General features: G+C 44.0%; 24 protein-coding genes and 1 pseudogene. 8 read left to right on the plus strand and 17 right to left on the minus strand.

Annotated features, from left to right (window positions below; genetic code table 11):
* Positions 1-32 precede the first annotated feature (32 nt).
* The 8 genes from IPL34_RS08640 to IPL34_RS08675 all read right to left on the minus strand — a co-directional run bounded on the left by IPL34_RS08640 (position 33) and on the right by IPL34_RS08675 (position 7253).
* Positions 33-458, minus strand: a complete 426-nt coding sequence (locus IPL34_RS08640) for a DNA polymerase III subunit chi (RefSeq protein ID WP_296840668.1) — start codon at positions 456-458, stop codon at positions 33-35.
* Between the two features lie 18 nt (positions 459-476).
* Positions 477-1961, minus strand: coding sequence for a leucyl aminopeptidase (locus IPL34_RS08645; protein ID WP_296840671.1), 1485 nt, complete (start codon positions 1959-1961; stop codon positions 477-479).
* 118 nt (positions 1962-2079) lie between these two features.
* Positions 2080-2526: an RDD family protein gene (locus IPL34_RS08650; RefSeq protein ID WP_296840673.1), complete on the minus strand. Its 447-nt coding sequence runs from the start codon at positions 2524-2526 to the stop codon at positions 2080-2082.
* Positions 2527-2695: 169 nt separating this feature from the next.
* Positions 2696-3280, minus strand: a complete 585-nt coding sequence (locus IPL34_RS08655) for an aminodeoxychorismate/anthranilate synthase component II (RefSeq protein WP_296840676.1) — start codon at positions 3278-3280, stop codon at positions 2696-2698.
* An 11-nt stretch (positions 3281-3291) separates the two neighbouring features.
* Positions 3292-4770, minus strand: coding sequence for an anthranilate synthase component I (gene trpE / locus IPL34_RS08660; protein ID WP_296843054.1), 1479 nt, complete (start codon positions 4768-4770; stop codon positions 3292-3294).
* Positions 4771-5035: 265 nt separating this feature from the next.
* Complete coding sequence (locus IPL34_RS08665) at positions 5036-6550, minus strand: sodium:alanine symporter family protein (RefSeq protein ID WP_296840679.1); 1515 nt, start codon at positions 6548-6550, stop codon at positions 5036-5038.
* A gap of 26 nt (positions 6551-6576) precedes the next feature.
* Positions 6577-7011, minus strand: a complete 435-nt coding sequence (locus IPL34_RS08670; protein WP_296840683.1) for a universal stress protein — start codon at positions 7009-7011, stop codon at positions 6577-6579.
* A 77-nt stretch (positions 7012-7088) separates the two neighbouring features.
* Positions 7089-7253 carry a hypothetical protein gene (locus tag IPL34_RS08675; protein WP_296840686.1) on the minus strand — a complete coding sequence of 55 codons (165 nt, stop codon included), beginning with the start codon at positions 7251-7253 and terminating at the stop codon, positions 7089-7091.
* A gap of 29 nt (positions 7254-7282) precedes the next feature.
* Between IPL34_RS08675 and IPL34_RS08680 the strand changes: the two are divergent.
* A pseudogene (locus IPL34_RS08680) lies at positions 7283-8578 on the plus strand (D-amino acid dehydrogenase); the annotation flags it as partial.
* 71 nt (positions 8579-8649) lie between these two features.
* Here the strand turns inward: IPL34_RS08680 and IPL34_RS08685 are convergent.
* The 5 genes from IPL34_RS08685 to rpe form a co-directional block, all read right to left on the minus strand.
* Positions 8650-9210 (minus strand): NADAR family protein, encoded by a 561-nt coding sequence (locus IPL34_RS08685; RefSeq protein ID WP_296840690.1) that lies wholly within the window; start codon positions 9208-9210, stop codon positions 8650-8652.
* Between the two features lie 3 nt (positions 9211-9213).
* Positions 9214-10023: a transglycosylase SLT domain-containing protein gene (locus tag IPL34_RS08690; RefSeq protein ID WP_296840693.1), complete on the minus strand. Its 810-nt coding sequence runs from the start codon at positions 10021-10023 to the stop codon at positions 9214-9216.
* A 44-nt stretch (positions 10024-10067) separates the two neighbouring features.
* A complete protein-coding gene (locus IPL34_RS08695) occupies positions 10068-10547 on the minus strand; it encodes an Lrp/AsnC ligand binding domain-containing protein (RefSeq protein ID WP_296840695.1) in 480 nt (159 codons plus the stop codon).
* 109 nt (positions 10548-10656) lie between these two features.
* Positions 10657-11334, minus strand: coding sequence for a phosphoglycolate phosphatase (locus IPL34_RS08700; protein WP_296840699.1), 678 nt, complete (start codon positions 11332-11334; stop codon positions 10657-10659).
* A complete protein-coding gene (rpe, locus tag IPL34_RS08705; protein WP_296840700.1) occupies positions 11334-12032 on the minus strand; it encodes a ribulose-phosphate 3-epimerase in 699 nt (232 codons plus the stop codon). Before rpe ends, IPL34_RS08700 begins: the two co-directional genes overlap by 1 nt.
* Before the next feature lie 195 nt (positions 12033-12227).
* On the opposite strand from rpe, the gene IPL34_RS08710 reads away from it, so the two are divergent.
* The 3 genes from IPL34_RS08710 to IPL34_RS08720 all read left to right on the plus strand — a co-directional run bounded on the left by IPL34_RS08710 (position 12228) and on the right by IPL34_RS08720 (position 16757).
* Entirely contained in the window at positions 12228-12851 is a 624-nt protein-coding gene (locus tag IPL34_RS08710; protein ID WP_296840702.1) for a DUF302 domain-containing protein, read from the plus strand.
* Positions 12852-12973: 122 nt separating this feature from the next.
* A complete protein-coding gene (locus IPL34_RS08715; protein ID WP_296840705.1) occupies positions 12974-15463 on the plus strand; it encodes a tetratricopeptide repeat protein in 2490 nt (829 codons plus the stop codon).
* Complete coding sequence (locus IPL34_RS08720) at positions 15453-16757, plus strand: HipA domain-containing protein (RefSeq protein WP_296840707.1); 1305 nt, start codon at positions 15453-15455, stop codon at positions 16755-16757. The genes IPL34_RS08715 and IPL34_RS08720 overlap by 11 nt, the downstream gene beginning before the upstream one ends.
* A 34-nt stretch (positions 16758-16791) precedes the next feature.
* Here the strand turns inward: IPL34_RS08720 and lhgO are convergent, their stop codons facing one another.
* Complete coding sequence (gene lhgO / locus IPL34_RS08725) at positions 16792-18003, minus strand: L-2-hydroxyglutarate oxidase (protein WP_296840710.1); 1212 nt, start codon at positions 18001-18003, stop codon at positions 16792-16794.
* A 236-nt stretch (positions 18004-18239) separates the two neighbouring features.
* Between lhgO and IPL34_RS08730 the strand changes: the two genes are divergently transcribed.
* From IPL34_RS08730 to IPL34_RS08740, 3 genes are all read left to right on the plus strand, one after another.
* The gene (locus IPL34_RS08730) at positions 18240-18461 is read left to right on the plus strand and encodes a DUF6364 family protein (protein WP_296840713.1); all 222 of its coding nucleotides are present in this window, start codon (positions 18240-18242) and stop codon (positions 18459-18461) included.
* Positions 18448-18864: a PIN domain-containing protein gene (locus tag IPL34_RS08735; protein WP_296840717.1), complete on the plus strand. Its 417-nt coding sequence runs from the start codon at positions 18448-18450 to the stop codon at positions 18862-18864. Before IPL34_RS08730 ends, IPL34_RS08735 begins: the two co-directional genes overlap by 14 nt.
* Positions 18865-18958: 94 nt before the next feature.
* Positions 18959-21910, plus strand: coding sequence for an SEFIR domain-containing protein (locus IPL34_RS08740; RefSeq protein WP_296840720.1), 2952 nt, complete (start codon positions 18959-18961; stop codon positions 21908-21910).
* 8 nt (positions 21911-21918) lie between these two features.
* Here IPL34_RS08740 and IPL34_RS08745 read toward each other — a convergent pair whose 3' ends face one another.
* Positions 21919-22371 carry a flavodoxin family protein gene (locus IPL34_RS08745; RefSeq protein ID WP_296840723.1) on the minus strand — a complete coding sequence of 151 codons (453 nt, stop codon included), beginning with the start codon at positions 22369-22371 and terminating at the stop codon, positions 21919-21921.
* Positions 22372-22454: 83 nt separating this feature from the next.
* On the opposite strand from IPL34_RS08745, the gene IPL34_RS08750 reads away from it, so the two are divergent.
* Positions 22455-23123 carry a glutathione S-transferase family protein gene (locus IPL34_RS08750; RefSeq protein WP_296840727.1) on the plus strand — a complete coding sequence of 223 codons (669 nt, stop codon included), beginning with the start codon at positions 22455-22457 and terminating at the stop codon, positions 23121-23123.
* Here IPL34_RS08750 and IPL34_RS08755 read toward each other — a convergent pair.
* The gene (locus IPL34_RS08755; protein ID WP_296840730.1) at positions 23120-23851 is read right to left on the minus strand and encodes an LrgB family protein; all 732 of its coding nucleotides are present in this window, start codon (positions 23849-23851) and stop codon (positions 23120-23122) included. The genes IPL34_RS08750 and IPL34_RS08755 overlap by 4 nt on opposite strands.
* Positions 23848-24204, minus strand: a complete 357-nt coding sequence (locus IPL34_RS08760) for a CidA/LrgA family protein (RefSeq protein ID WP_296840733.1) — start codon at positions 24202-24204, stop codon at positions 23848-23850. Before IPL34_RS08760 ends, IPL34_RS08755 begins: the two co-directional genes overlap by 4 nt.
* Positions 24205-24331: the final 127 nt, after the last annotated feature.

Raw genomic sequence — 24331 nt, forward strand, 5'->3', positions numbered from 1 at the left:
GCCAGACACTGGGTTAGTATTGGGGTGTGGTACTAACCGAGCGTATGATAGTCTAGAGTATAGCCACGATCGCGATAAAATTGGTAACGTTTGCGACCAGCGTGCAAAATAGTTTCGTCCTGATCTAAAATTTCAGCAAAGCGCTCAAATCGAGCAAAAAAAGCGGGCATATCACCAGACAGATTAATTAAATAGTCGCAATTTTCAACTGGTTCATAATCATGCCCAATGAGAACGGGGCTATCTTTTTTAGGGCTAGGCGCTAGTTCGTGTGGAATAAAGCTGAAATCATTATAAGTCCATAGCAGCTCATCCAATTGCATACTCATAGCCGCATGTTGAGTATGCACATAGGTTTTTAATTGTTGGCTATAGGCCTTTTCAATCAATTTACAAGCAAGCAATAGTCTTGCTTGTAATTGATTGGACTTAAGCACGTAAAAGCGAATGCTAGTCATATAAATATTAGGTAACTATTAAGCAGCTGCAACACGGTTTAAGAGCCATTGAGTCAGTAAGGGCACAGGGCGTCCAGTTGAGCCTTTAGCTGCCCCGCTTTTCCATGCCACCCCTGCAATATCTAGATGTGCCCAAGGATAGCTTTCAGTGAAGCGTGATAAGAAACAAGCCGCCGTGATGGTTCCTCCGGCAGGGCCGCCAATATTTGCCATATCGGCAAAATTACTTTTGAGTTGCTCTTGATACTTATCGTTCATCGGTAAGCGCCAGACTTCATCATCAGCTTGTTGACCCGCACTCCATAACTCAGCGGCCAGGGCATCATTATTACTCAATAAGCCACTGGTATGATGACCCAGAGCGGTAATACAAGCGCCAGTTAAAGTCGCCACATCTACCACAGCAGCGGGCTTAAAACGCTCAGCATAGGTCAAGGCATCACACAACACCAAACGTCCTTCTGCATCGGTATTGAGAATTTCAATAGTTTTGCCAGACATGCTGGTCACAATATCACCGGGTTTACTAGCACGACCACTAGGCATATTTTCAGCCGCTGCAATAATCATCACTACATTTAAAGGCAACTGCATTTCCACACAAGCCTGAAAACTACCCAGCACACTGGCAGCACCACTCATATCGTATTTCATTTCATCCATAGCAAGTGCTGGCTTTATGGAAATACCGCCCGTATCAAAGGTAATACCTTTACCGACTAAGACCACAGGCGCAGCTTCAGCGCTAGCCCCTTGATAGTGCAAAACAATCATTTTGCCGGGTTGGTCACTACCTTTAGAGACTGACATAAATGAACCCATACCAAGGTCTTCCATATCACTTTCTTCAAGGACGGTTAGTTGCACAGTGGAGTGACTATTCGCTAATTCTTGTGCTTTTTGCGCGAGATAAGTGGGTGTACATACATTGCCGGGGGCGTTGCCTAAATCGCGTGCTAAGTAATTACCGCGTTGAATGGCTAACCCTTGTTGTAAAGCTAACTCGCCCTCCCAAGTTTCAGTCTGAGCTAAGTTCCATTGATTAAGATTAGGTGCAGTTTCCGGCTTACTTTTATAGGCATTGAAGGTATAAAACACATCGCCTAGTGTAAGCAAACTGTGGCGTACCGCTAAAGCGTAGTGCTCACTAGCTAATTCTTGGATGAGGAAAGAACTTACTTGAGTCAGATTAGCTTTTTTCAAGACATTAGCAGCGGTACGGGTAGCATTGTTTAAACTATCTACCGTAAATTTGGCTTTATCACCTAATCCTACTAGCAATACTCTAGGGCTGGTGACGTTCTTAACGGCGTAAAGCATGCTGTTAGTGTTTTTCTCACCTGTGAAGTCACCTATGGCTAGGTGATTTTGCAATGCACCAGCACTCGCTTCATCAACTAATTGGGCAGCTTGCGATAAAGTCTTATCGGCATAAACGCCTAGTACAATACAATCAGTAGTTAAGGTTGCAGGATGAACGCCCGATTGAAATGAGTATTGCATTGCAGAGAATCCTTTAGTGGCATAGTGTGAAATGGTCGCACTATACCATAGCTCAGTGGCTTCAGGCAGTGCGACTCCATTTAATAGGTTTTAGAGTTACTAACGAATCTGATTATTCTTAGCGGGGTGCGGAGATCAGTTTGGTGCGTGAATAGCGGTCGTGCCAAGTCAGTTTTTCAGGGTCAAATAGTGCAATCATAAAACCCGCACCTAGAGCGGCTAGACTGGCTAAGCTTACAATAAAACGCATAGTGGCTTGCTGCCAATTGAGTGGGTTATTTTCAAAGGTGACTACTTTAATTTTCCAAGCTCGCATCCCTAAAGTTTGACCACCATGTGTCCAAAACCAAGCTAATAAACCATAAATCATGCCTACTTCGAGCAAAAACAGCAGATTAGCCAAAGTAGAGCGCGGGGGAATTTCGGGCAAGCCCAGTAGTTGACTAACAATGGTATTAATAATGCCACCCATAATAAAAACGGTCGCTCCAATCAGCATAGTGTCATATAACATCGCCCCTAGGCGGCGCAATAAACTGACTGGTTTAACTACTATAGTATTCACAACATAGTCCTTTGTTAGTCAAAAAGACACTTATTCAGCGTAAAGTGGTTAGGTGTCTTTCTGGAGCAGTCTTGTCGGCATGGATGCCGACTTGTAGCGTACAAGGATGTATTCACAGCGACTGCGGAAGAAAGATACCTAACCACTTCCTTCTATACCTGTGTATTAATTAACGACCGTTTAAAAAGTTCTGCAACATAGCATGACCATGCTCAGTCAAAATAGATTCAGGATGAAATTGCACGCCTTCTACGGCTAGCGTTTTATGGCGTACTCCCATAATTTCATCCATCGAACCATCCTCGTGTTGGGTCCAAGCGGTCACTTCTAAACACTCCGGCAGTGTGCTTTGTTCAATCACTAAGGAGTGATAGCGCGTAGCTTGATAGGGGCTAGGTAAATCACTAAATACCCCGACACCTGTATGATAAATCTGCGAGGTCTTACCGTGCATAATAGATTTAGCCCGAATAATACGCCCACCAAAGGCTTGCCCTATGGATTGATGACCTAGACACACACCAAAAATAGGAATTTTGCCTTTATAGCGCTCAATGGTAGCGAGAGAAATACCTGCTTCATTGGGGGTACAAGGTCCCGGAGAGAGCATAATTTTATCGGGTGCAATAGCATCAATCGCCTCAACAGGAATCTCATCATTACGCTTTACAATCACCTCAGCCCCCAGTTCGCCTAAGTACTGGACGAGGTTGAAAGTGAAGGAGTCATAGTTATCAATCATTAGAATTTTCATAGCCTTGCTCCTTAACGATGTTTACCATTGAGACCAGCGAGTGCTGCACTCGCCGCTTTAAACACAGCACGCCCTTTATTCATGGTTTCATCCCATTCGGCTTGCGGCACAGAATCATAAACCACCCCCGCACCTGCTTGGATATAGAGCTGTTCGTCTTTAATCACGGCGGTGCGAATGGCTATTGCAGTATCCATATTGCCATTCCAAGCAATATAGCCCACCGCTCCTGAGTAAATGCCACGCTTTACGGGTTCTAGTTCGTCAATAATTTCCATGGCACGAATTTTGGGTGCACCACTCACTGTGCCCGCAGGGAAGGTGGCACGTAGCACATCCATCGCGGTTTGATTAGGGAGTAATTGCCCTGTGACATTCGAGACGATATGCATCACATGCGAGTAACGTTCCACCACCATTTTATCGGTCAATTGTACCGAACCAATTTGGCTGACTCGCCCCGTATCATTGCGCCCTAAATCAATCAACATTAAATGCTCAGCGAGTTCTTTAGGGTCGTTTAATAGTTCTTGCTCTAATGCCTTGTCTTGTTCTTCGGTTAAGCCGCGTCGTCTTGTACCGGCAATTGGGCGCACCGTGACGGTATTATCTTCTAAGCGTACCAGTATCTCTGGTGAAGAACCCACAATATGAAAATCTTCTAAATTCAAGAAATACATATAGGGCGAGGGATTGAGGCGGCGTAAGGCACGATATAAATCCAGCGGGGGCGCATTAAAAGGCAGAGTCATGCGCTGTGAGAGCACCACCTGCATAATATCGCCTGCTTTAATATATTCGCGTGCTTGGGCGACAGCTCCTTTAAAGCCTTGCTCAGTAAAACCAGAGATAAAATCATGCTCATCAATAGCATGTGTGCTGGTACTCGCTTGATAGAGGCGGCGAGCTTCTTGTAGTTGCGTTTCTAAAGCATCGAGTCGACGGGTAGCCAGATCAAAGCTCTGCGCATCACTGAGCACAATCAGATACATCTCACCGCGCAAGTTATCAAACACAATCACTTCATCAGACACCATTAAGAGAATATCCGGTGTGCCAATAGGATCGGGTTTAGTGGTTTTGGCGAGTTTAGGTTCAATATAGCGAATAGTGTCATAACCAAAATAACCCACTAAGCCACCATTGAAACGCGGTAATTCTGGTAGGTCAGGGACTTTAAATTGGGTTTGATAGTGTTCAATCCATTGGAGTGGATCTTGTACTTCAAACTGCTCAATAGCTTGATGCGCTTGGTGTAGCTCAATACGGTGTTCATAAACGCGGATTACTGTTTTAGCGGCTAAGCCAATAATCGAATAGCGTCCCCATTTTTCCCCACCTTGTACCGATTCAAACAGATAGGTATAGGGAGCATCGGCGAGTTTTAAATAAGCACTGAGGGGAGTGTCGAGGTCAGCCAAGATACGGCGTGAGACTGGAATACGATTAAAGCCAGCCGCGATATAGCGGTCAAATTCATCCCGATTCATCATTGATCATCCAATAAAACTATTACGAATAAAAAAAGCCAGTTGCTAGTGCACTTAACTGGAGAGACGCCATCGCCTTGTTTTATTGAATATAAGCATATTGAACTAGCTATCATGACTAAGAATGGTGCTGAGTCTAGCATAGGCTCAGAAATAATAAATAGTTGAGCTGAGTATCGAAGGTAGTAAAAGTAAGATTGATGATGAAAGCCGTTTGTGCGACCCCTAAAGACGGTAATCCTTTAGGAGTCGTACCGCTGAGCTATTAATAGGCAGGCTTAATTGCGCCGCTTTTGATTTTAGCTAGGTATTGAGTGACTTCACGCTTGACCACTGGCATGAGCATATACAGACCAATAATATTGGCAATACTCATAGCAAAAATCATCGCATCTGAGAAGTCGATCACAGGACCTAAACTCATACTAGAACCAATCACAGTAAATACTAGGAAGAATAGCTTGAATACTAGCTCTTTACTTTTACCTTCACCGACTAGATAAGTCCAAGCTTTTAAACCGTAATAAGACCAACTAATCATAGTGGAGAATGCAAACATTAACACCGCTACGGATAATAGATAGGGGAACCAAGACACGGCAGAACCAAATGCATGAGAAGTGAGTTCGACACCCTTGTAACCACTACCCAGAGAGCCAGTAATAATAATAACTAAGGCCGTCATGGTGCAGATAACCACAGTATCAATGAAAGGTTCTAAGGTAGATACAATCCCTTCAGTAGCAGGCTCTTTAGTACGAACGGCGGAGTGTGCAATCGAGGCAGAACCAATACCTGCTTCATTAGAAAAGGCTGCACGCTTAAAGCCTTGAATCAGTGCACCAATTACGCCACCTGCAACACCTTCTCCGGTAAAGGCGCCATCAATAATTTGCCCAAAAGCCCAACCAATTTTATCGTAATTCATGAGAATAATGATTAAGCCAGTAACCAAATACCACACTGCCATAAAAGGGATAAGCTTCTCAGTGACACGCGCAATGGATTTGATCCCACCAATAATCACTGCACCTGTTAAACCCGCAATGATGAGTCCGAATAACCAACCCTTATCAGCTAAAAAGCTATTCGCGCCACCGGTCACTACTACCACTTGCTGGAAGGCTTGATTAGCTTGGAACATATTGCCGCCACCAATCGAACCGCCAATACAGCAAATAGCAAAGAAAATCGCTAGAATTTTACCTAAGGTAGCCTTATTTTGTTCCGCTAAACCTTTGGATAAATAGTACATCGGTCCACCTGATACAGTGCCATCAGGGTATTCATTACGATATTTTACACCTAAGGTACATTCGGTAAACTTAGATGCCATACCCAGTAAACCCGCGAGTATCATCCAAAAAGTCGCGCCTGCTCCCCCAATACTGACAGCAACGGCGACCCCTGCAATATTACCCAAACCTACCGTGCCTGATACCGCAGTGGCTAAAGCCTGAAAATGACTGACTTCACCCGCATCTTTAGGGTCATCATATTTACCCCGAATGAGGTTAATCGCATGACCAAATACACGAAATTGAATAAAACCAAAGTAAAGGGTGAATATAATAGCGGCAATAATAAGCCACAGTACAATTAACGGCACGGTTGCACCGTTAAACTCGAAAGAGTAAAAAATGACATTAGAAACAGCATTGGCAATCGGGGCCACAGCATCACTAATCGCCTTATCTATACCTGTTTGTTCCTCAGCAAAAGCTTGTAGAGGCGTTAACCAGATTGCCATTAATAGGCTAAAAAATTTCATAAAGTTCATTAGCTGATCCTTTAGGGGTTAAGGATTTAAGGTACAACTGCAACGGGTACAGCCGCGATTTGAATAAGTGTGCTGGGTACACTTCCTAAAATCATATTGGTTAATTTGGATTCATTAGATTTGGCAAGATAAATAATTTTAGCTTGCTGCTCATCCGCCACTTCTTTAATGGTTTTAGCGACATTGCCATAGCGTACTTCCGTGGTGACCGTATGTCCGGCTTGGGTCAATTCAGCCGCTAGTGGGGCCAGAATATGCTGTTGGGCACGTTCCACCTCAGCAATACGGCGGCTATGACGCTCGGCTAATTCATCAGGGGTGAGGAAGCTATAAGGCGACCATTCAAGTACATAAACAAGGTGTAAATGAGCTTTTGCTAATTGAGCCCGTTCGGCTGCAAATAGAGCAGCACGTTTAGAGGCTTCGCGCCCATCATAGGCGACGAGATAAATATCTGGCATGTTGGCTTCTCCTAGCTGTGGATAAGAAATCAGTTTAATCAAAGCGCTTTAAATGATTAAAGTAACTCAACATTAGTCTAACAAAGCTCAGCCCAAAAAATTCCCTTAATTTTTGGAGTATTTTGCTGATATGCAGTAATTTTTACTGCTAATAATGAATTTTCCAGAATAATTTCTGGAAGAATAGCGATAAAAATAAAAAATGCTGCCTCAAATTGGATAATATACTGAGCATCATTCACCACTCACTACAACACTAGCTCAACTACCACACCGGAGTATGAAAAGTATGCACGTTATTATTATTGGCAGCGGCGTCATTGGCACAACTACCGCTTATTACCTTGCCAAACAAGGACATAAAGTGACTGTATTAGAGCGCCAGCCTCAATCCGGTATGGAAACCAGTTTTGCTAATGCAGGGCAAGTATCTCCGGGCTATTCCGCACCATGGGCAGGCCCTGGTATTCCGCTCAAAGCGATTAAATGGCTGTTAAGTGAACATTCACCCTTAGCCATTCGGGTGAGTAAAATGGATTGGGAAATGCTGCGTTTTATGGTCATGATGCTGCGCAATTGCACGGTGTCACGTTATGACGTGAATAAAAGCCGCATGTTACGCATTGCCGATTACAGTCGTCTGATGCTAGAGGAGCTGCGCCAAGAGACTAATATTCAATACGATCAACGCACACAAGGTACGTTGCAAGTGTTTCGTACCGATAAGCAACTCCAAGGTTCTAAGCAAGACACTGATATTCTAGATGCATGCAATGTGCCCTATGAACGCTTAGATGTAGAAGGGTGTATTGCTGCCGAACCTGCATTGCATCATGTGCGCGATAAAATCAAGGGTGGTTTGCGTCTGCCTTTAGATGAAACGGGTGACTGCTTTATGTTTACGCAAAACTTAGCCCAGATGGCGCAAGGGCTAGGAGTAGAGTTTAAATACGGTGTAGCCGTCCAAGCTATTCAAACCGCGAATAGCCAAATTACCGGTATTCAAACTAATCAAGGACTAATGACAGCCGACAGTTATGTGATGGCTTTGGGGAGTTTTTCACCGCAATTATTGCGCCCTATTGGGATTGATATTCCGGTTTATCCTGTAAAAGGGTATTCCATTACTGTGCCCATTATTAATCCAGAAGCAGCTCCGGTATCTACCGTGATGGATGAAACTTATAAGGTAGCGATTACGCGTTTAGGCGATAGAGTGCGGGTTGCAGGTACAGCAGAGTTAACTGGTTTTGATTTACGCTTGCGCAATGAGAGGCGTGAAACGGTGCGTTTTGTGGTATCGGATATGTTCCCCAAAGCGTCCGATATGAGCCAAGATCATTTTTGGACTGGCTTACGCCCGATGACACCGGATGGCACACCTATTATGGGTGCAACCCCTTATACTAATTTCTTTATTAATACCGGACATGGCACTTTAGGGTGGACTATGGCGTGTGGTTCTGGCAAGTTAGTGGCGGATTTAGTAGCAGGTCAAACCCCCGCTATTGATATGAATCATTTAGGTATGGATCGTTATAGCTTTGCTAATAAGGTGCGGACTTAAGCAAAGTTATACGGGAGGAGAGAGTTAGGAATGAGCTGTTAAAGATCTAATCCATCTTTGGCAGCCTAACTTTAATGTGTTAGATCTATGCGTAAAGATTCGCGTACTTGCATCAAAGCAAATCCTAATAAATTTAGACCATTCCAAGCTTGCGGATTGTTAGCCTTAGCGTGATCAGCAGCCATACCAATTCCCCAAATCTTATCGTAAGGGCTTGCTTCTACGAGTATTTTGTTGCCTGTGCTTAGTAAAAAATCTTTGAGGTTTTCATGTTGAGAGAATTTAGCGTAATTCCCTCTTACTACTAAATCCATCCGCTGCTGTTTCCAAGTTTTTTCGTCAAAGCTGCGCACTTTACGTCCTAACCTTTTTGCTTCATGAGGTGAGCTACTCTGCAAAATTTCTGCAAGTACCTCAGTATCTTCAAAAAGACGCGCTTTACTTGCCATCATAAAATGCTCAGCCGTAGGATAGTAAATACCTTCTACCGCAAAGGTGGCTGGAAACCATTGACTTAAGCAGCTTTTGTCCACTTGGTGCGGATCTTTAGTTATATGTCCCCAAAAATGAAAGTATTCAAGCTGCTGTTCCTGTGCAACGGCTTTGCTTAAGGCATAAATATCTCTAAACATTATCTAATTCACTTCTTTTAATAATTGGGCTAAATGCCACAGTTTGGGTACATATTCTACCGCTGCACGTAATGATCTATCTTCAGGTGTTTTTTTATGAAGTTCGTAGAGATAATAGTAAAAATTAGAGTAATTAGCTTTTAAACCATCTTTTACCACTTGCTCCATTAAGCGTTTCACATTACCCGCACCCCAATTAAATGCAGTAAAGGTTAATAGCCAAGCATCCGTTTCAGCATATTGGGCCACCTTAGCAAAATAAAAATGATAACGATGTAAATGCGCTTGAGCAGCTTGCGTACTGAGTAGCTTATGTTCACGAATTTTATTGATAGAGCTGTTTTGAACTTTTTGGGGAAGATAAGGTAGCGCTTTTAACTCGTTCAGTACTTCAGGTGTCATTTGCCAATAGCCATAGTCGGCTTTTTTATTGCCTTTTTTACCTTGCCATTGTGACTCTAAATAAGCTATTAAAAAAATACTATCGGGCATTCCTTGTAAGTCATGCTTTAATGCAAAGGGATAGGAGTTTTTAAAGGCTTCATTATAATGATTAGTATTAGCTGCATTGAGCCAGCGGATATGAGAGGCTACTTTAATACGAGTCTTATTAAAAGCTTGTTTGCCTTTGCCCCTTAGTGAATTTATAACGAAATAGTCTAATAATACAGCATGACGCTTGGCTAATTGTTTCAAAGTTAAATGATTGGTTTTATTAGGTTCTAGCATTTCCCAGCCAGCTTTGTCTTTTGCAAGACTAGGGTTAATGATGAGCACTATGCAAACCAATAGAGTTAGCATCATACGCTGCATGAGTAGCAATCCTTGTTTAAATTTGAGCGTGACTGTAAAAAGGGTTATTCAATCATCAGCGCCGTGGTTTCACTGACAGTTTCCATCGCCACTAAAGTACGTGAATCACGCACTCCGGGTAAAGTATGTAAAATATCACCTAATAAAGTTCGATAGGATGCCATGTTTTTAATACGAATTTTAAGCAAATAATCAAAATCCCCAGCGACTAAATGACATTCTAATATTTGCGGCCAGCTTTTAACCGCTTCACGAAATTGCTCGAATATATCACCGGAGGTATAGTTTAAACTGATCTCGACAAAGACTAATAAACTCGCATCGAGTTCTTTAGGATTGAGTAATGCGGTATAGCCTAAAATTAAACCAGCCCGCTCTAACCGTCTAACGCGCTCTAAACAAGGTGAGGTACTCAAGCCGACTTTTTCAGCAAGATCAACAAATGAAATGCGTCCATCGATTTGCAATTCGCGCAAAATTTTTTTATCAATACGGTCGAGTTTCGGTGCAGAGGGGGTAGACATAGTTAAGCATCCAAAGTAGAGCAGTGGACGCTAGTATAGCGGCTAGCTAGGAGAAAGAAATAAGAGGAAAATACTCGCCCTATGCTAATGACAGGGCAAGTTTAAAGGTTTAGCCGCAGCGAATCAGTTGCTTCAATTCAGCAAAGGAATCAATGACATAATCAGGGTGATAATGGCGAATATCCTCGCCGTGATTATAGCCATAGCTAGTACAAATGATTTGAAAGCCTGCGGCACGAGCGGCTTTTACATCGGATTTAGAGTCACCAATCATTAAGCATTGTGCGGAATCTACCCCAAAATGCGCCGCTGCATGTAGCAAAGGCAGAGGATGCGGTTTTTTCTCAGGCAACGTGTCACCGCTAATGGTGATAGCAAAGTAATGAGCTATCCCCAAATCACTCAACAGCACTTCGGTAAACTGGGCAGCTTTATTAGTGACACAACCTAAATGCACAGTAGAGCATTGCTTTAAATACTCTAATCCTTCCACCACCCCGTCATATACCCGACTACACCCTGAGGTATTAGCTTGGTAGTAGTCCATAAAAATCGGCATAGCTTGAGCAAATAGCTCTGGGTCGGGATGACCATTGAGGTCATTGGTCAAGGCTCGCTCGACCAAGCGTTGCACTCCATTCCCCACCCAACAGCGCACAGCCGTTTCACCACGTTGCGGTAAACCCACCGCTTGCATGGTTTGGTCTACGCTATAAGCTAAATCCGGCACACTATCCACCAGTGTGCCATCTAAATCACATAATACTAAACGCGGTTGAAACTGCATTACACCTGAGCCTCAGCCAATTGTGCACGGAATTGCTGCAAAATAGTGTTATAGCGTTGTGGGTCATTGGCATTCGCTGCACCAAAAATCGCGGAACCTGCCACAAAGGTATCGGCCCCCGCTGCTTTAATTTCACGAATATTAGAGGCTTTAACGCCACCATCGATTTCAAGACGAATCTCACGACCTGAGGCATCAATAATCTGACGTGCTTGGCGCAATTTAGTTAAAGCCGAGGGAATAAAGCTTTGCCCACCGAAGCCCGGATTAACGGACATGAGTAGAATCATATCCACCTTATCAATCACATATTCGAGAATGCTTAAAGGAGTTGCAGGATTAAACACTAAGCCCGCCTTACAACCCTCGTTTTTAATCAGTTGTAAGGTACGGTCGACATGCTCGGAAGCTTCAGGATGGAAGGTAATATAGCTAGCGCCCGCTTGAGCGAAATCGGGAATAATGCGATCTACGGGCTTGACCATTAAATGCACATCAATGGGGGCGGTGACACCGTGTTTACGCAGCGCTTCACATACCAAGGGACCAATAGTCAGATTAGGCACGTAGTGATTATCCATCACATCAAAATGCACAATGTCCGCACCTGAGGCGAGTACATTGTCCACTTCCTCGCCGAGTCTGGCAAAGTTAGCAGAAAGAATCGAAGGTGCAATAAAGTCGGTTTGGCGCGTCATAATGGTGTCCCGTACAAAAAGCCGATAATAAACCACTCTAGCCTAAGCCTGAATAAGATTCATCTTAGCCCTGAGGGGTAGATGCAGCGTATTAACGGCTATTAGTGATATTCAAAGCGGGTAGTTGAGTTGCTAGACTGCCTAGACACTAATTGAATTAGAATCACTGATTTATTTAATGCTTAGGAGGAACTCATGACTATTATTCGCAATATTTTAGCCATTATTGGTCTGCTCGCCATTATCGGAGCAGGTTTTGCTTATACCAAATTTAATTCAATGATGGCGCAAATGGGCGGCATGGACATTGCGGCTGAAAAAACCGCGCTGGATCAACTCGACCCTAAAGCCAAAGACGTTTACATGACTATGTGGAAAAAGCTCAAAGAGTCGGGCAATTCAGCCGATGCAACCGTAGTGAAATATCCACTGGCTGAGGGGGTGTCTCCTGAAGATGCCGAAGAGGCGATGAAATTTGTTGCTAATGAGCACAATATTAAAGCGGTCGGTGAATTGCCTCTGTCTCAACAAGTGCAATTAGAAACCGGAAAAGAGCAACGTTTCCTCAAGATTTATCAATTTTGTAATCCACAAACAGCGATGAAAATGGTGGATTTCAGTGATGCGTTTTCAGCTTATTTACCCTGCCGTATTGCTATGGTGCAGGACAAAGCAGGTAAATATAATCTTTATTCGCTCGATATGGATATGATGATTTATGGCGGTAAAACCTTACCACCTGAGCTACACGCCGAAGCGGTAAAAGTACAGGAAATTATTACTGATATTATGAAGCGCGGTGCTGCGGGGGATTTTTAAGGATTATTGAGTGTGGCTAGGGATGAGTGATTTTAAATAATAATTAAGCGTTTATTGGCTTCAGAGGCTAAAAATTATAGATAAGTCGGTATAATACCTATGTCCCTGTTTGGTAGGTGCTTATGTCTGATTCAAATTCATCCCCAGCCACCAGCTCAGAGCGTAAAGCGCGTTTACTGAGCCAATTAGAACAGCTCTGGAAACAACATGACTTTGAAACTCGTGTTGAAGAAAAATTACGCCTTAAAAACCTCATCGATGACAAACAGATCGAGCTAAATCAAATTCTTGGGACTATCTCTGATTCGCCTAGTTATCAGCAGCGTATCCACTCCGACCGTCTACCTACCGTAAAAGGTGCATTCTTTGGACGTGAAAAGGAATTGGCACTATTAAACGCTGCTTGGGCGGGTAATGGTATACGTATTATTCAATTTATTGCAGCAGGTGGGACGGGTAAGACTAAGTTGATTCGGCACTGGTTAGATACTGCTGCTCCTGAAAACCTCATCGCTTGGTCGTTTTATTCGCAAGGGTCGAGTGAGGATAAGCAAACTTCTGCAACGCCCTTTTTTAGCCATGTGTTTGAAGTATTAAAGGCTGAAAAGCGGCTGGAGACAGATTTTTCTAGCCCTGAGGCTAAGGGCGAATACTTAGCGCAATTGCTCAATCAACAACGTTGTGTATTGGTGCTAGATGGCTTAGAGCCGATGCAGTATGCCGATAAAGCGAATCGGGGTGAGCTAAAAGATCGGGCTTTGCGTGCCTTATTGAAAAATCTAGCGGGTTCTGGGATAGGGTTGTGCATTATCACCACGCGAATTGCGGTACATGAGTTGTGTGATCGAGCGCAGGTGATTAGCCACAATTTGCATAATTTAGCTTTGCCTGATGGTGTGCAACTACTGGAGTCATTAGGGGTAAAAGGTCGCAAGAAGGAGCTAGAGCGGGCTGTTGAAGAGTATGGTTGTCATGCACTAGCGTTGAGTTTATTGGGTAATTTATTGCGTATTCGTTATCAGGGTGATGTGCATAAACGATTGACTTTAAAAAGCTTAGTGACCACTAGCAAAACCAAAGAAAACCAACACGCTTTTAAGGTAATGCAAGCTTATGCAGAGTATTTTGTAGGGCAAACAGAATTAGCACTGTTGTCTTTATTAGGGTTGTTTGATCATCCGATTGAGATTGAGGTGTTGCGGGTATTGTGGGAAGCGCAAATTCCAGCGTTGACAGCAGGCATTGATGAGGGTGAATGGTGGGAGGCGATTGAGGCGTTGCGCCAAGAGTATCAGTTGTTGGCGGAGCGAGTAGGGGGCGAGGAGCTGGATTGTCATCCTTTGATTCGGGAGTATTTTGGTAAGCGTTTGGAGGAAGGGCAGCCGGAGGTGTGGCGGGCAGCGCATGCACGGTTATATGAGTATTATAAGAATCTGCCAGAAAAGGAATTTCCTGATACGTTGGAGGAAATGCAGCCCTTGTTTCATGCAGTGGCGCATGGGTGTAGAGCGGGGTTACATCAAAAGGTTTTTAATGAAGTTTACTGGAATCGTATACAAAGAAAATCTTATTTCCTTCATAGAAAACTAGGTGCGTTTAGTGAAGATTTAAACTTAATATCAAATTTTTTTATTTCGTATTGGGATGATCCGGTAAGTTTTTTAGCAGAAGACTACCAGACTTTATCTTTAAATGTTTCTGCATTTTTCTTAAACGCTTCTGGTCGATTACAAGAGGCACTTAAACCAGCTCATAGAAGTCTTGAGCTGCGTACAAAACAGAAAAAATGGTTGCGTGCTGCTCATGTCGCTAATACTTTAAGTATATCCTATCTATATCTTGGGGATATTAGTGCTGCTGTAGAGTATTCAAGGCAGTCATTAAGCTATGCTGATGAAACTAATGATATATTTCAAAAGTGCTCAAAGCGGGCTTCTTTAGCTTACATTTTACATTGCGCAGGTAATAGTTTAGCTATTGAAGAGTCCTTAGAGTTATTTAAATTTGCTGAGTCGATGCAAAGTAGTATGCCTGCAAAATATAAGTATTTATTTTCATTATCAGGATACTACTATTGTGATTTACTTATTTATAAGAAAGACTTTTCAAGCTTATTAGATAGAGCAAGTTATTTAATGGATATGGCAAGAAAAACGAATAACTTATTGGATTTTGCTATAAGTCATTTAATTTATGCAAAAATATATTTGCAAAAAGAATTTTTAATTAATAGTGAGCAAGATATTTTGGTAGAAAATTTTTATTTGAATGAGGCTTTAAAGGCATTCAAAGAATATGATGATAAAACTCTGTTACCTCTAGGTTTATGCATCCGTGCCCACTACTACCGCTATGCCAAACAATACACAAAGGCTCACACTGACCTCCAAGAAGTCTACGACATCGCTGAACATAGTGGCATGCGCCTACACCTAACCGACTACCATTTAGAAATGGCTCGTCTACTCATCGCTGAAGGCAAAGAACCCATTAATAAAATCCAAGATCATGTCGATAAAGCCGAAAAGCTCATCAACGCCACAGGTTATCACCGTCGTGATAAAGAATTAGCAGAATTAAAAGAACAGCTTAGGAATTGGGATGATGAGTAATCATACTTTAATAATAGAATTTGAAGGTCAAACCGTAGGTGAGCTAGTACTTGACCCTAATACTGATCAGCTTCATCTGAATTATGATACTCAATGGAAAAGCAATAATTTCGCATTATCTCCACATCTTCCGCTAGATCAAGAACTAAGATCTATTAATGTTCAGCGTTTTATTAGAAACCTATTTCCAGAGGGTAATAGTTTCGAGGTTTTACTAGAATCCTATCGAGTTAGTAAAAATAATACCTTTGGCTTAATTCGTATTTTAGGTCATGATACGGCGAGTGGTTTAGTATTTAAAAGCTCTAATAATACTATAGCAACCTCTTTTAGACCTTTACCTTCTGATGAGTTAATTGAGCGCTTAAGTCAACGTGAGCAGCATGGTTTAGTGGTCTGGGATGAAAAACCGCGTTTATCAGTGGCAGGAGTACAAGATAAAATTAACGTGGTAGTTAAACCTAATGGTGAATTAGGTTTTGGTGAGGGCGAATTGCGTTCTACGCATATTTTAAAATTTGAGCAAAAGCGTCATGCTCATATTGTGCTGAATGAGTATATGATGATGCACTTAGCCACACTTATAGGCTTACCTGTTGCTGAAGTAAGCTTAAAACGTTTTGATAGTTCCCCCGCTTTATTAGTCAAGCGTTTTGACCGCCACTGGATTAGTGACCATAAAACACAATGCCGCTATGTGATTGATGGATGCCAAGCATTAAACTTACCACCAGAATATAAATACGAGCGTAATTTTGGTAGTGGGCGTGATGTGAAACATATTCGAGAGGGAGCTAGTTTGCCTAAGCTTTTTGCTCTCACTGATTATTCACCACAACCTGCTTTAGATAAGCAAAAGCTATTAGATCAAGTGCTCTTTAATTTATGTATTAATAATTTTGACGCGCATGGTAAAAATTTTAGTTTTTTTGTGGCTAGCAAAGGTTTAACTCTGACACCTGCTTATGATTTAGTGAGTATTGCTATTTACCCGCAATTTGATCAAGAGTTAGCAATGGCATTAGGCGATGAATTTAAGGCTCAGGCTATACATGCTTATCAATTGGCAGATTTTGCAGATAGTTGCCATTTACCCCGCACTTTAGTCGCTAAGCGCTTACAGGCTATTGCTAGTAAGCTCCTAAATTCATTAACAATAGCTACGCAAGCCTTTTATGATTTAGCGCTTAATCAAAGTGAGCAGGATTTTATAGCAGCCTTGCTAGAACTTATTAGTAAGCAGTGTAAATATTTTATTGCTGAATCTGATGCCATCGTATCCATTAAGCTATAACCAATAGGCGCTCTTTAAAATAGCTTTGGCTTGATTAATCCCCCGTCTTCGCCAATACCTTATCCACAATATATTGCCCGATTGGAAGCGCTGATGTCGCAGCGGGTGAGGGGGCATTGCATACATGTAAACTATGTGCACTGTCAGCAAATAAAAAATCATGTACTAATGTGCCATCTTTTAAAACAGCTTGTGCACGAATACCCGCAGGGTAGGGTAATAAATCATTGAGCTGAATCATCGGGCAATACTTTTGTACTTGTTTTAAGTAGCCTACCTTAAACCATGAGTTATAAGTTTCGTGCAGTCCAGTCTTCCAATGCTGTTTGAGTACTTGCCAAAAACCACTAAATTGCAGCATCTCTATCATATCTCTAGCACTAATATTAATAGCGCCATAACCCTCTCTTTTCCAACCTTGTACCGCATTAGGACCAACCGTGACTGAGCCATCAATCATACGGGTTAAATGCACACCTAAAAAAGGTAAAGCGGGATCAGGTATAGGGTAAATTAAATGTTTAACAATCTGATTGTATTTAGCAGGTAGACGATAATACTCGCCGCGAAATGGAATAATCTGAAAATTAGTTGCTAAACCCATTAAACGTGTAATACGATCTGCCATTAAACCCGCACAACTAATCATAAAATGAGTATGCAGGGTTTCTATTTGAGAATCATGATTTAAGGTAATAGTCACTGAATCAGTCTGTTCGCTAATTTGCATCACTTGACTATGTAAGCGAATCTCACCACCTAGTTTTTGAAACTCTTGAGCAATATGTTGCGCAACTTGACGATAATTCACTATACCCGTACTAGGCACTAATAAAGCTCCAATACCAGCAATATTAGGCTCCTTGGTTTTTAATTCGCGCTCATTGAGCCATTCCACTGCTAAGCCATTAGTGTGCGCACGCTCATATAAAGCTTGCATGCGCTGATATTCTATTTCATTAGTAGCGACTAGCAATTTACCGCATTGCTCAAAGGCAATGTGATGGGTTTGGCAAAAGGCTTTGGTAGCGGCGGCTCCTTCACGGCAGAATTTAGCTTTTAAACTATCCGGAGCGTAGTAAATGCCAGCGTGAATCACCCCGCTATTATGTCCGGTTTGGTGTTTAGCAAAGTCGGCTTCTTTCTCAATTAGCACAATGCGTTTATGCGGTAGGCGTTGTTTTAATTGCCACGCGGTCGACAGACCCACAATACCCGCGCCAATAATTAGATAGTCGTAGTTCATGGTTGGCACTATAGGGTTATTGTGGCAGTGCCGTCTAAAGTGGCATCAGATACGTGTTGAATAAGGCTGGGATTCATAGCTAGGTTCCTAATCAATAGGGGAGTGAGTTTGCTCATCCTAGGCGATTGCTTAGTGTGGGTAAAGAGGGATGATAATGGTGTGCTTTTGGGGCTGAATTGTACCTTGGACTTTAGTGAACTATAGTGCACTTATTATGTGTAAAAGAGAGGTGTGGTATGAATATTACGCTTTCTATTGATGATAAAGTGGTTAATGAGGCTCGCAAAATTGCCACAGATATGGGCAAGAGCTTAAATCAAATCATTCGTGAATATCTAGAGCAACTGACTCGCCAGCAGCAGGCACAAGCTAGTTTTGCGGAGTTTGTGGCGCTTTCGGGACAAGGGGATTCTAACGGTTGGAAATTTAATCGGGATGAACTGCATGAAAGAACGTAGTTTTTTCGATAGCAATATTTTGCTGTATACCGATGATAAGCGTGACCCTGTGAAACAAGCTAAAGCATTGGCATTGCTACAAAGTGGCTGGGCAAGCAGTAATCTAGTGCTGTCTACGCAAGTACTACAAGAGTATTTTGCCGCTTCAACACGCAAATTAGGCGTTTCCGCTCAAGCAGCACAACGCAAAATCGAATTGCTGAGTCAGCAGCTCAGTGTTTTTAGCATTGCGCCTGAGGACATTATTCAAGCTATTGATATTCATCGACTTCATAGCTTTTCTTTTTGGGATGCGCTTATTGTCAGGATGGCTCAGAAAACTGCTTGCACAGTATTGTTTTCAGAAGATATGCAGCATGGTCAAGTGCTGGGCAATGTAAAAATTGTTAATCCCTTTCTCTAAAGTACTTTAATTTTCTATAGGGATAGAGCGGACATAAACCCTGATAAGCGGTATTATTAATGAGTCATATGCATCATTGCCCCGTGAGATCAGTATGTCCTCAGTGCCTAAAACCCCGAAAGTGTTTATTAGCTATAGCCATGACTCGTTCAATCATAAGGCGTTTGTGCGGGCATTAGCGGATCAATTGCGTAATGAGGGGGTGGATTGTGTGCTGGATCAGTACATTAATGGCTTTCCACCGGAGGGATGGATTAAGTGGATGGAGCGCCAAATTGATCAGGCTGACTATGTGCTATTGGTGTGTACCGAGCAATATTTAGAGCGCTATTGGGGTTTTGCTACTGAGGGCGGGCGTGGGGTGACGTTTGAAGGCGTGGTGATTTCGCAAACTTTGTACGATGCGTTTCAACGTAACGCTAAATTTATTCCCATTATTCCTTCTCACGGGCGCGTGGAGCATGTGCCGATTCCTTTGAAGCAATATAGCACTTATCGCCTACCAGAGGATTATGAAACGCTGTATCGCTTACTAACTCAACAAGCCGCCTTTATTCCGCCCAGCTTAGGGGCAATTCGTCCGGCACGACCTGTTAGTTTTTGGAAGCGCTTATTTACTAAATCTACCTCACTGCCTACTCATCTCAATGCACTTGCGGGTTTAGAAATCTACGATCTGCGTTTTCCGGTTACGGATAATAATGCCATTATCGGGCGTGATGACATGCTGGCGCGGCTGAATCAGTATTGGGAACAGCCTTCGGTGCGTATCGTGGTGCTGCATGCCTTTGGTGGGGTGGGTAAGACGGCATTAGTCAATCTGTGGCGTGAGCAATTGCGCCTAGGGCAAGGGGCGCTGCATCCTCCGGCACGTATCTATGCATGGTCTTTTCAAAATCAAGGCAGCCATCGACAACACACCAGTTCACAAGCGTTTTTTGATCATGCGTTAAAATGGTTTGGTGCGGAGCAAACCCGTTTTGGCTCAGAGCAGGCTAAGGGCGAATACTTAGCACAATTGATCCAGCGCGAGCGTAATTTACTGATTTTGGATGGTTTGGAAGTGTTCCAAACGTGGCAACATGTCGACGAATTAAAAAACCGTATCGCTGATCAGGCGCTCTATGCCCTACTCAAAACCTTAGCGCAAACCCATATCGGGCTATGTGTGATTACTAGCCGTCAATGCTTAGACCCGCGCTTAGAGCATAGCGGTATTGTGCATCAGGCGTTGGATAATCTGAGCACGGAAGCAGCAATTCAACTATTGCAACAGCAGGGTGTGAAAGGTAAAGCGGAGCCATTAAAGCCTATTGCACAGCAGTATCACTGTCATGCGTATAGTTTGGCGCTGGTGGCGAGTTATTTAAAAACGCATGCCAAAGGGGATTATCGGCGCTTAGATACATTGCCGCCGTTGTTGCAAGACGATGTGGAGGTCAATTGGCAGGGGCGGCGCATTATGGTGGCGTATGCCAAAGAGCTGAGCGGTACGCCAGAGTTGGGGTTGTTGTATTTGCTGTCGGTGTTTGATCAGGGAGTGGAGGCGGAGTTAATTCGGGAGTTGCTGCGGGTATTGATGCAGGGGTATCAGTCGGCGGTGCGTCAATTGGGGGTGGAGCGTTTATATGAGGCGGCTAGTTGGGCTAAGTGTGTGGGGCGGTTGCGAGAACAGGGGTTAGTGTTGGGGAGTGGTGAGTATTTGGATTTGCATCCGTTGGTGCGGGAGTTTTTCCGTGCGCAGTTTCAGGAGAAATTAGGCGGGATTAAAACGCGGGTGCATAAGGAACTGTATGCTTATTTTAAGGCGCTACCGGAGAAGGAGTTGCCCGATACGTTGGAGGAGATGCAGCCTTTATTTCAGGCGGTGGCGCATGGGTGTGCGGCGGGGTTACATCAGCAGGCTTTGGGTGAGGTGTATTGGACGCGGATTCTGCGTGAAGGTGAGAACTATACCTGTAATAGACTGGGGGCTTTCAGTGATGATCTAGCGGGGGTAGCGCATTTTTTTACGCTTCCTTGGTCAGAGCCTGCGGCGGGTTTACGTGAGCATGCTAAAGCTTCAGTACTCAATTGGGCAGGTTTTAGTTTGCGTGCCTTGGGGCGTTTGCGTGAGGCAGTGGAGCCGATGCAAGCGAATATTGATATGTTTGTGCATCAAGAAAACTGGATAGAAGCTGCTAAGGGTGCTGGCAACCTCAGCGAGCTACAACTGACCCTAGGTGATATTCATGCCGCGATAGAGAGTGCTAGGGCGAGTGTGGACTATGCCGAGCAGTCGGGGGATTTAGCTTGGCGTACGGGGTTTCGTACCACCCTCGCGGATGCGCTGCATCAAGCGGGAGAAGCTACTTCCGTGCAAGAGGCTTTAGCCCTGTTTCAAGCGGCGGAACAATTACAACAGGAAATGCAGCCTGAGTATCCACGTCTGTATTCACTGCAAGGTTTTCGCTATTGCGATCTGCTGTTGGCACAAGGGCAAGTAGCGGAGGGGGTAGAACGGGCGGAGCATGCTTTAGCAATTGCCAAAGCTAATAGATGGCTCTTAGACGTTGCACTTGCTCAACTCACTCTAGGCAAAACCCTCTCACAGGAGAGCTACCTAAACCAAGCGGTAGACGGTCTACGTGCAGCAGGCACACAACATCATTTACCTCGTGGACTACTCGCCCGCGCCCACTACTACCGTCACACCCAAGACTACCCCAAAGCCCACACCGACCTACAAGAAGTCTACGACATCGCCGAACCCAGCGGTATGCGCTTACACCTCACCGACTATCATTTGGAAATGGCGCGGCTATTGTGGGCGGAACTAGATGCACGAGGGGTTGAGCTACCCCCATCCCAGCCTTCCCCCGAAGTGGGGGAAGGAGTAGAAAAAGCTCCCTGCCCCCCTTGCGGGGGAAGGGTTGGGGAAGGGGGTCTTAATCGCATCATTAAACACATCACCGCCGCCGAAGCCCTCATCAACGCCACAGGCTACCACCGTCGTGATCCAGAGTTAGCAGATTTAAAAGCACAGCTAAAACCACTCAGCCCCTAAGCCACCATTCAAAACACCCCCATTTCCACCCCCAGCGCCACCGCCTCGCCCAATTCCTCCGCATTACTTAAAAACCTATCCTGCCAAGCCCCTTTAAACACCAAAGGCTCTTGTACTAATTTCCAACGTAAGCCCGTCAAAATCCGCGTCACACTTTGCACAGTCCCCGTACCATCACTTCCCGCTCGCACATACAGTGTCACAGGCAAACCTTGCGTCTGCTCCAAACACGGATAATAAATACGCTCAAAAAAATCTTTGATTGCCCCACTCATATAGCCAAAGTTTTCCGTAGTCCCCAAAATCACCGCCGCACTACGCATAATATGCACACTACAAGCCTCTAATGGACTCAATACTTCAATCGGCACAGCACTACGCCGCGCCCCGCGTGCCACCGCTTCACGTAGCGCATAAGTATTCGCAGTGGGTGTATTGGCAATAATCACCACAGGTCGCATCGCACACTCCTAACCTTATGGGTTGCAGGTTTAATCCTGCTCACCCTATGATGCAGTTTTACCACCTTAGCTAGGTTGATACTATGTCCCATCATTTACGTCTGGTCAGCTTTAAACTCTGCCCTTTTGTGCAGCGCAGTGTAATTGTGCTTAATTACTGCCAAATTCCCTATGAGATTGATTATATTGACCTCATGAACCCACCCGATTGGTTCAAAGCCTTATCACCCTTGGGTAAAGTGCCGATTGTGCAGGTAGATCATGAGCGCGTGATTTTTGAATCAGCGGTGATTATGGAGCTAGTGTCCGAACTCAATCCGCCCCTATTACATCCGCATGATTTGCTGGATAAGGCGCATAATCGTGCATGGATTGAATACGGCAGTGCCATGCTCGGCACGCAATACGAGTTAGTGATCGCGCAAGATGAGCCAAGCTTTAGCAAAGCGCTTAACACACTCAAAGAACAACTAGGACGGGTAGAGCAACAAATGCACGCCACACCATTTTTCAATGGTGAGCAGCTCAATCTGATCGATGCCGCCTATGCACCCTTATTTATGCGCCTGGCTGCATTAGATAAGCATCATGCTTTACACGCCCTAGCGAATACCCCAAAGGTCAAAGCATGGGCAGAGCATTTATTAGCCTTAGATGCAGTAAAAACTTCAGTGGTAGACGATTTCGAGCCGCTGTTTTATCAAATGCTGCATAAGCGCAAATCCTACCTAGCGCAATTTGTCCCCGCTTAAAAACCTAAAGCGTGCAGTAGCGGTGGCAATAATACCGAGGCAACAAACGCCGACAATGCCATCGCTAAGCCTGCAAATGCACCCATTTCCGCTGAGACTTGAAAGGCGCGAGCAGTACCAATTCCGTGCGCGGTTAAGCCCATTGCTACCCCTTTGACACTATCGTCTTGAATCCCTAGTAATTGCATTAAGCGCGTCCCCACTAATGCTCCAATAATTCCGGTCACAATCACTAATACCGCAGTGAGTGGCGCAATACCGCCCAATAATTTGGCAATACTCATAGCAATCGGGGTAGTGACTGATTTAGGAGCCAGCGACATTAACACAGGTTTAGAAGCACCCAAGGCTTTAGCAATATAGAGCGCACTTAAAGCACCTACCACCCCGCCCACTACTAAAGTAATGACGAGCGGAAGTAGTACTTGTCTGATTTTATTCAGTTGCCGATACAAAGGAACAGCGAGCGCGACCGTAGCAGGACCTAATAAAAAGTGCACAAATTGCGCCCCTGCAAAATAGTCTTTATAGGGAATATGGGTGAGCAGTAATACCCCAATAATCAGCGCCACTGCAATGGCTACCGGATTACATAAAGGCGAAGATCGAGCCGCTAAATACACTCGATAGGCAATGCCATACGCTACCAAAGTCAGGGTTAGTCCGAATAAAGGCGAGGCTGCTAAATAGACCCACAGCTGGGAAATCGTCGGTTCAGGGCTAGTCATGAGGAACGCTTCAATAGACGTTGTAAGGTTTGCATTAGTAGCGCACTAAAGCCGAGGGTGAATACTGTACTGACTAGCACCGCGATGGTAATAGGCAACCACTCCCGCGCGATATAATCAAAATACACCATCAAACCCACCCCCGCAGGTACAAACAGCAGCGAGAGGTGCATCAATAAACCATTCGCCGCCACGTCTAAAGCTGCGGGAACGCCACGATAGAGCAATAAACCGAGCAATAAATACCCCATTCCAATAACCGGTCCCGGAATCGGTAATTGAAACCAGACGCTAGTGATTTCCCCCGCTAATTGAAACATCAATAATAGGGTAATGCCATTTAAAAACTGCACGTTACACCTGTACTTATTAAAAATATGAATGACCGTTTAGCTAAAAGTTACTGTCGTCTTAGAAACTTAGCCCCTTACCCTAGCACCTTTGGACTATATACAGAGGATAGGTAATGGTTATAGCCAC

The organism is Thiofilum sp., assembly GCF_016711335.1.
GTDB lineage: Bacteria > Pseudomonadota > Gammaproteobacteria > Thiotrichales > Thiotrichaceae > Thiofilum.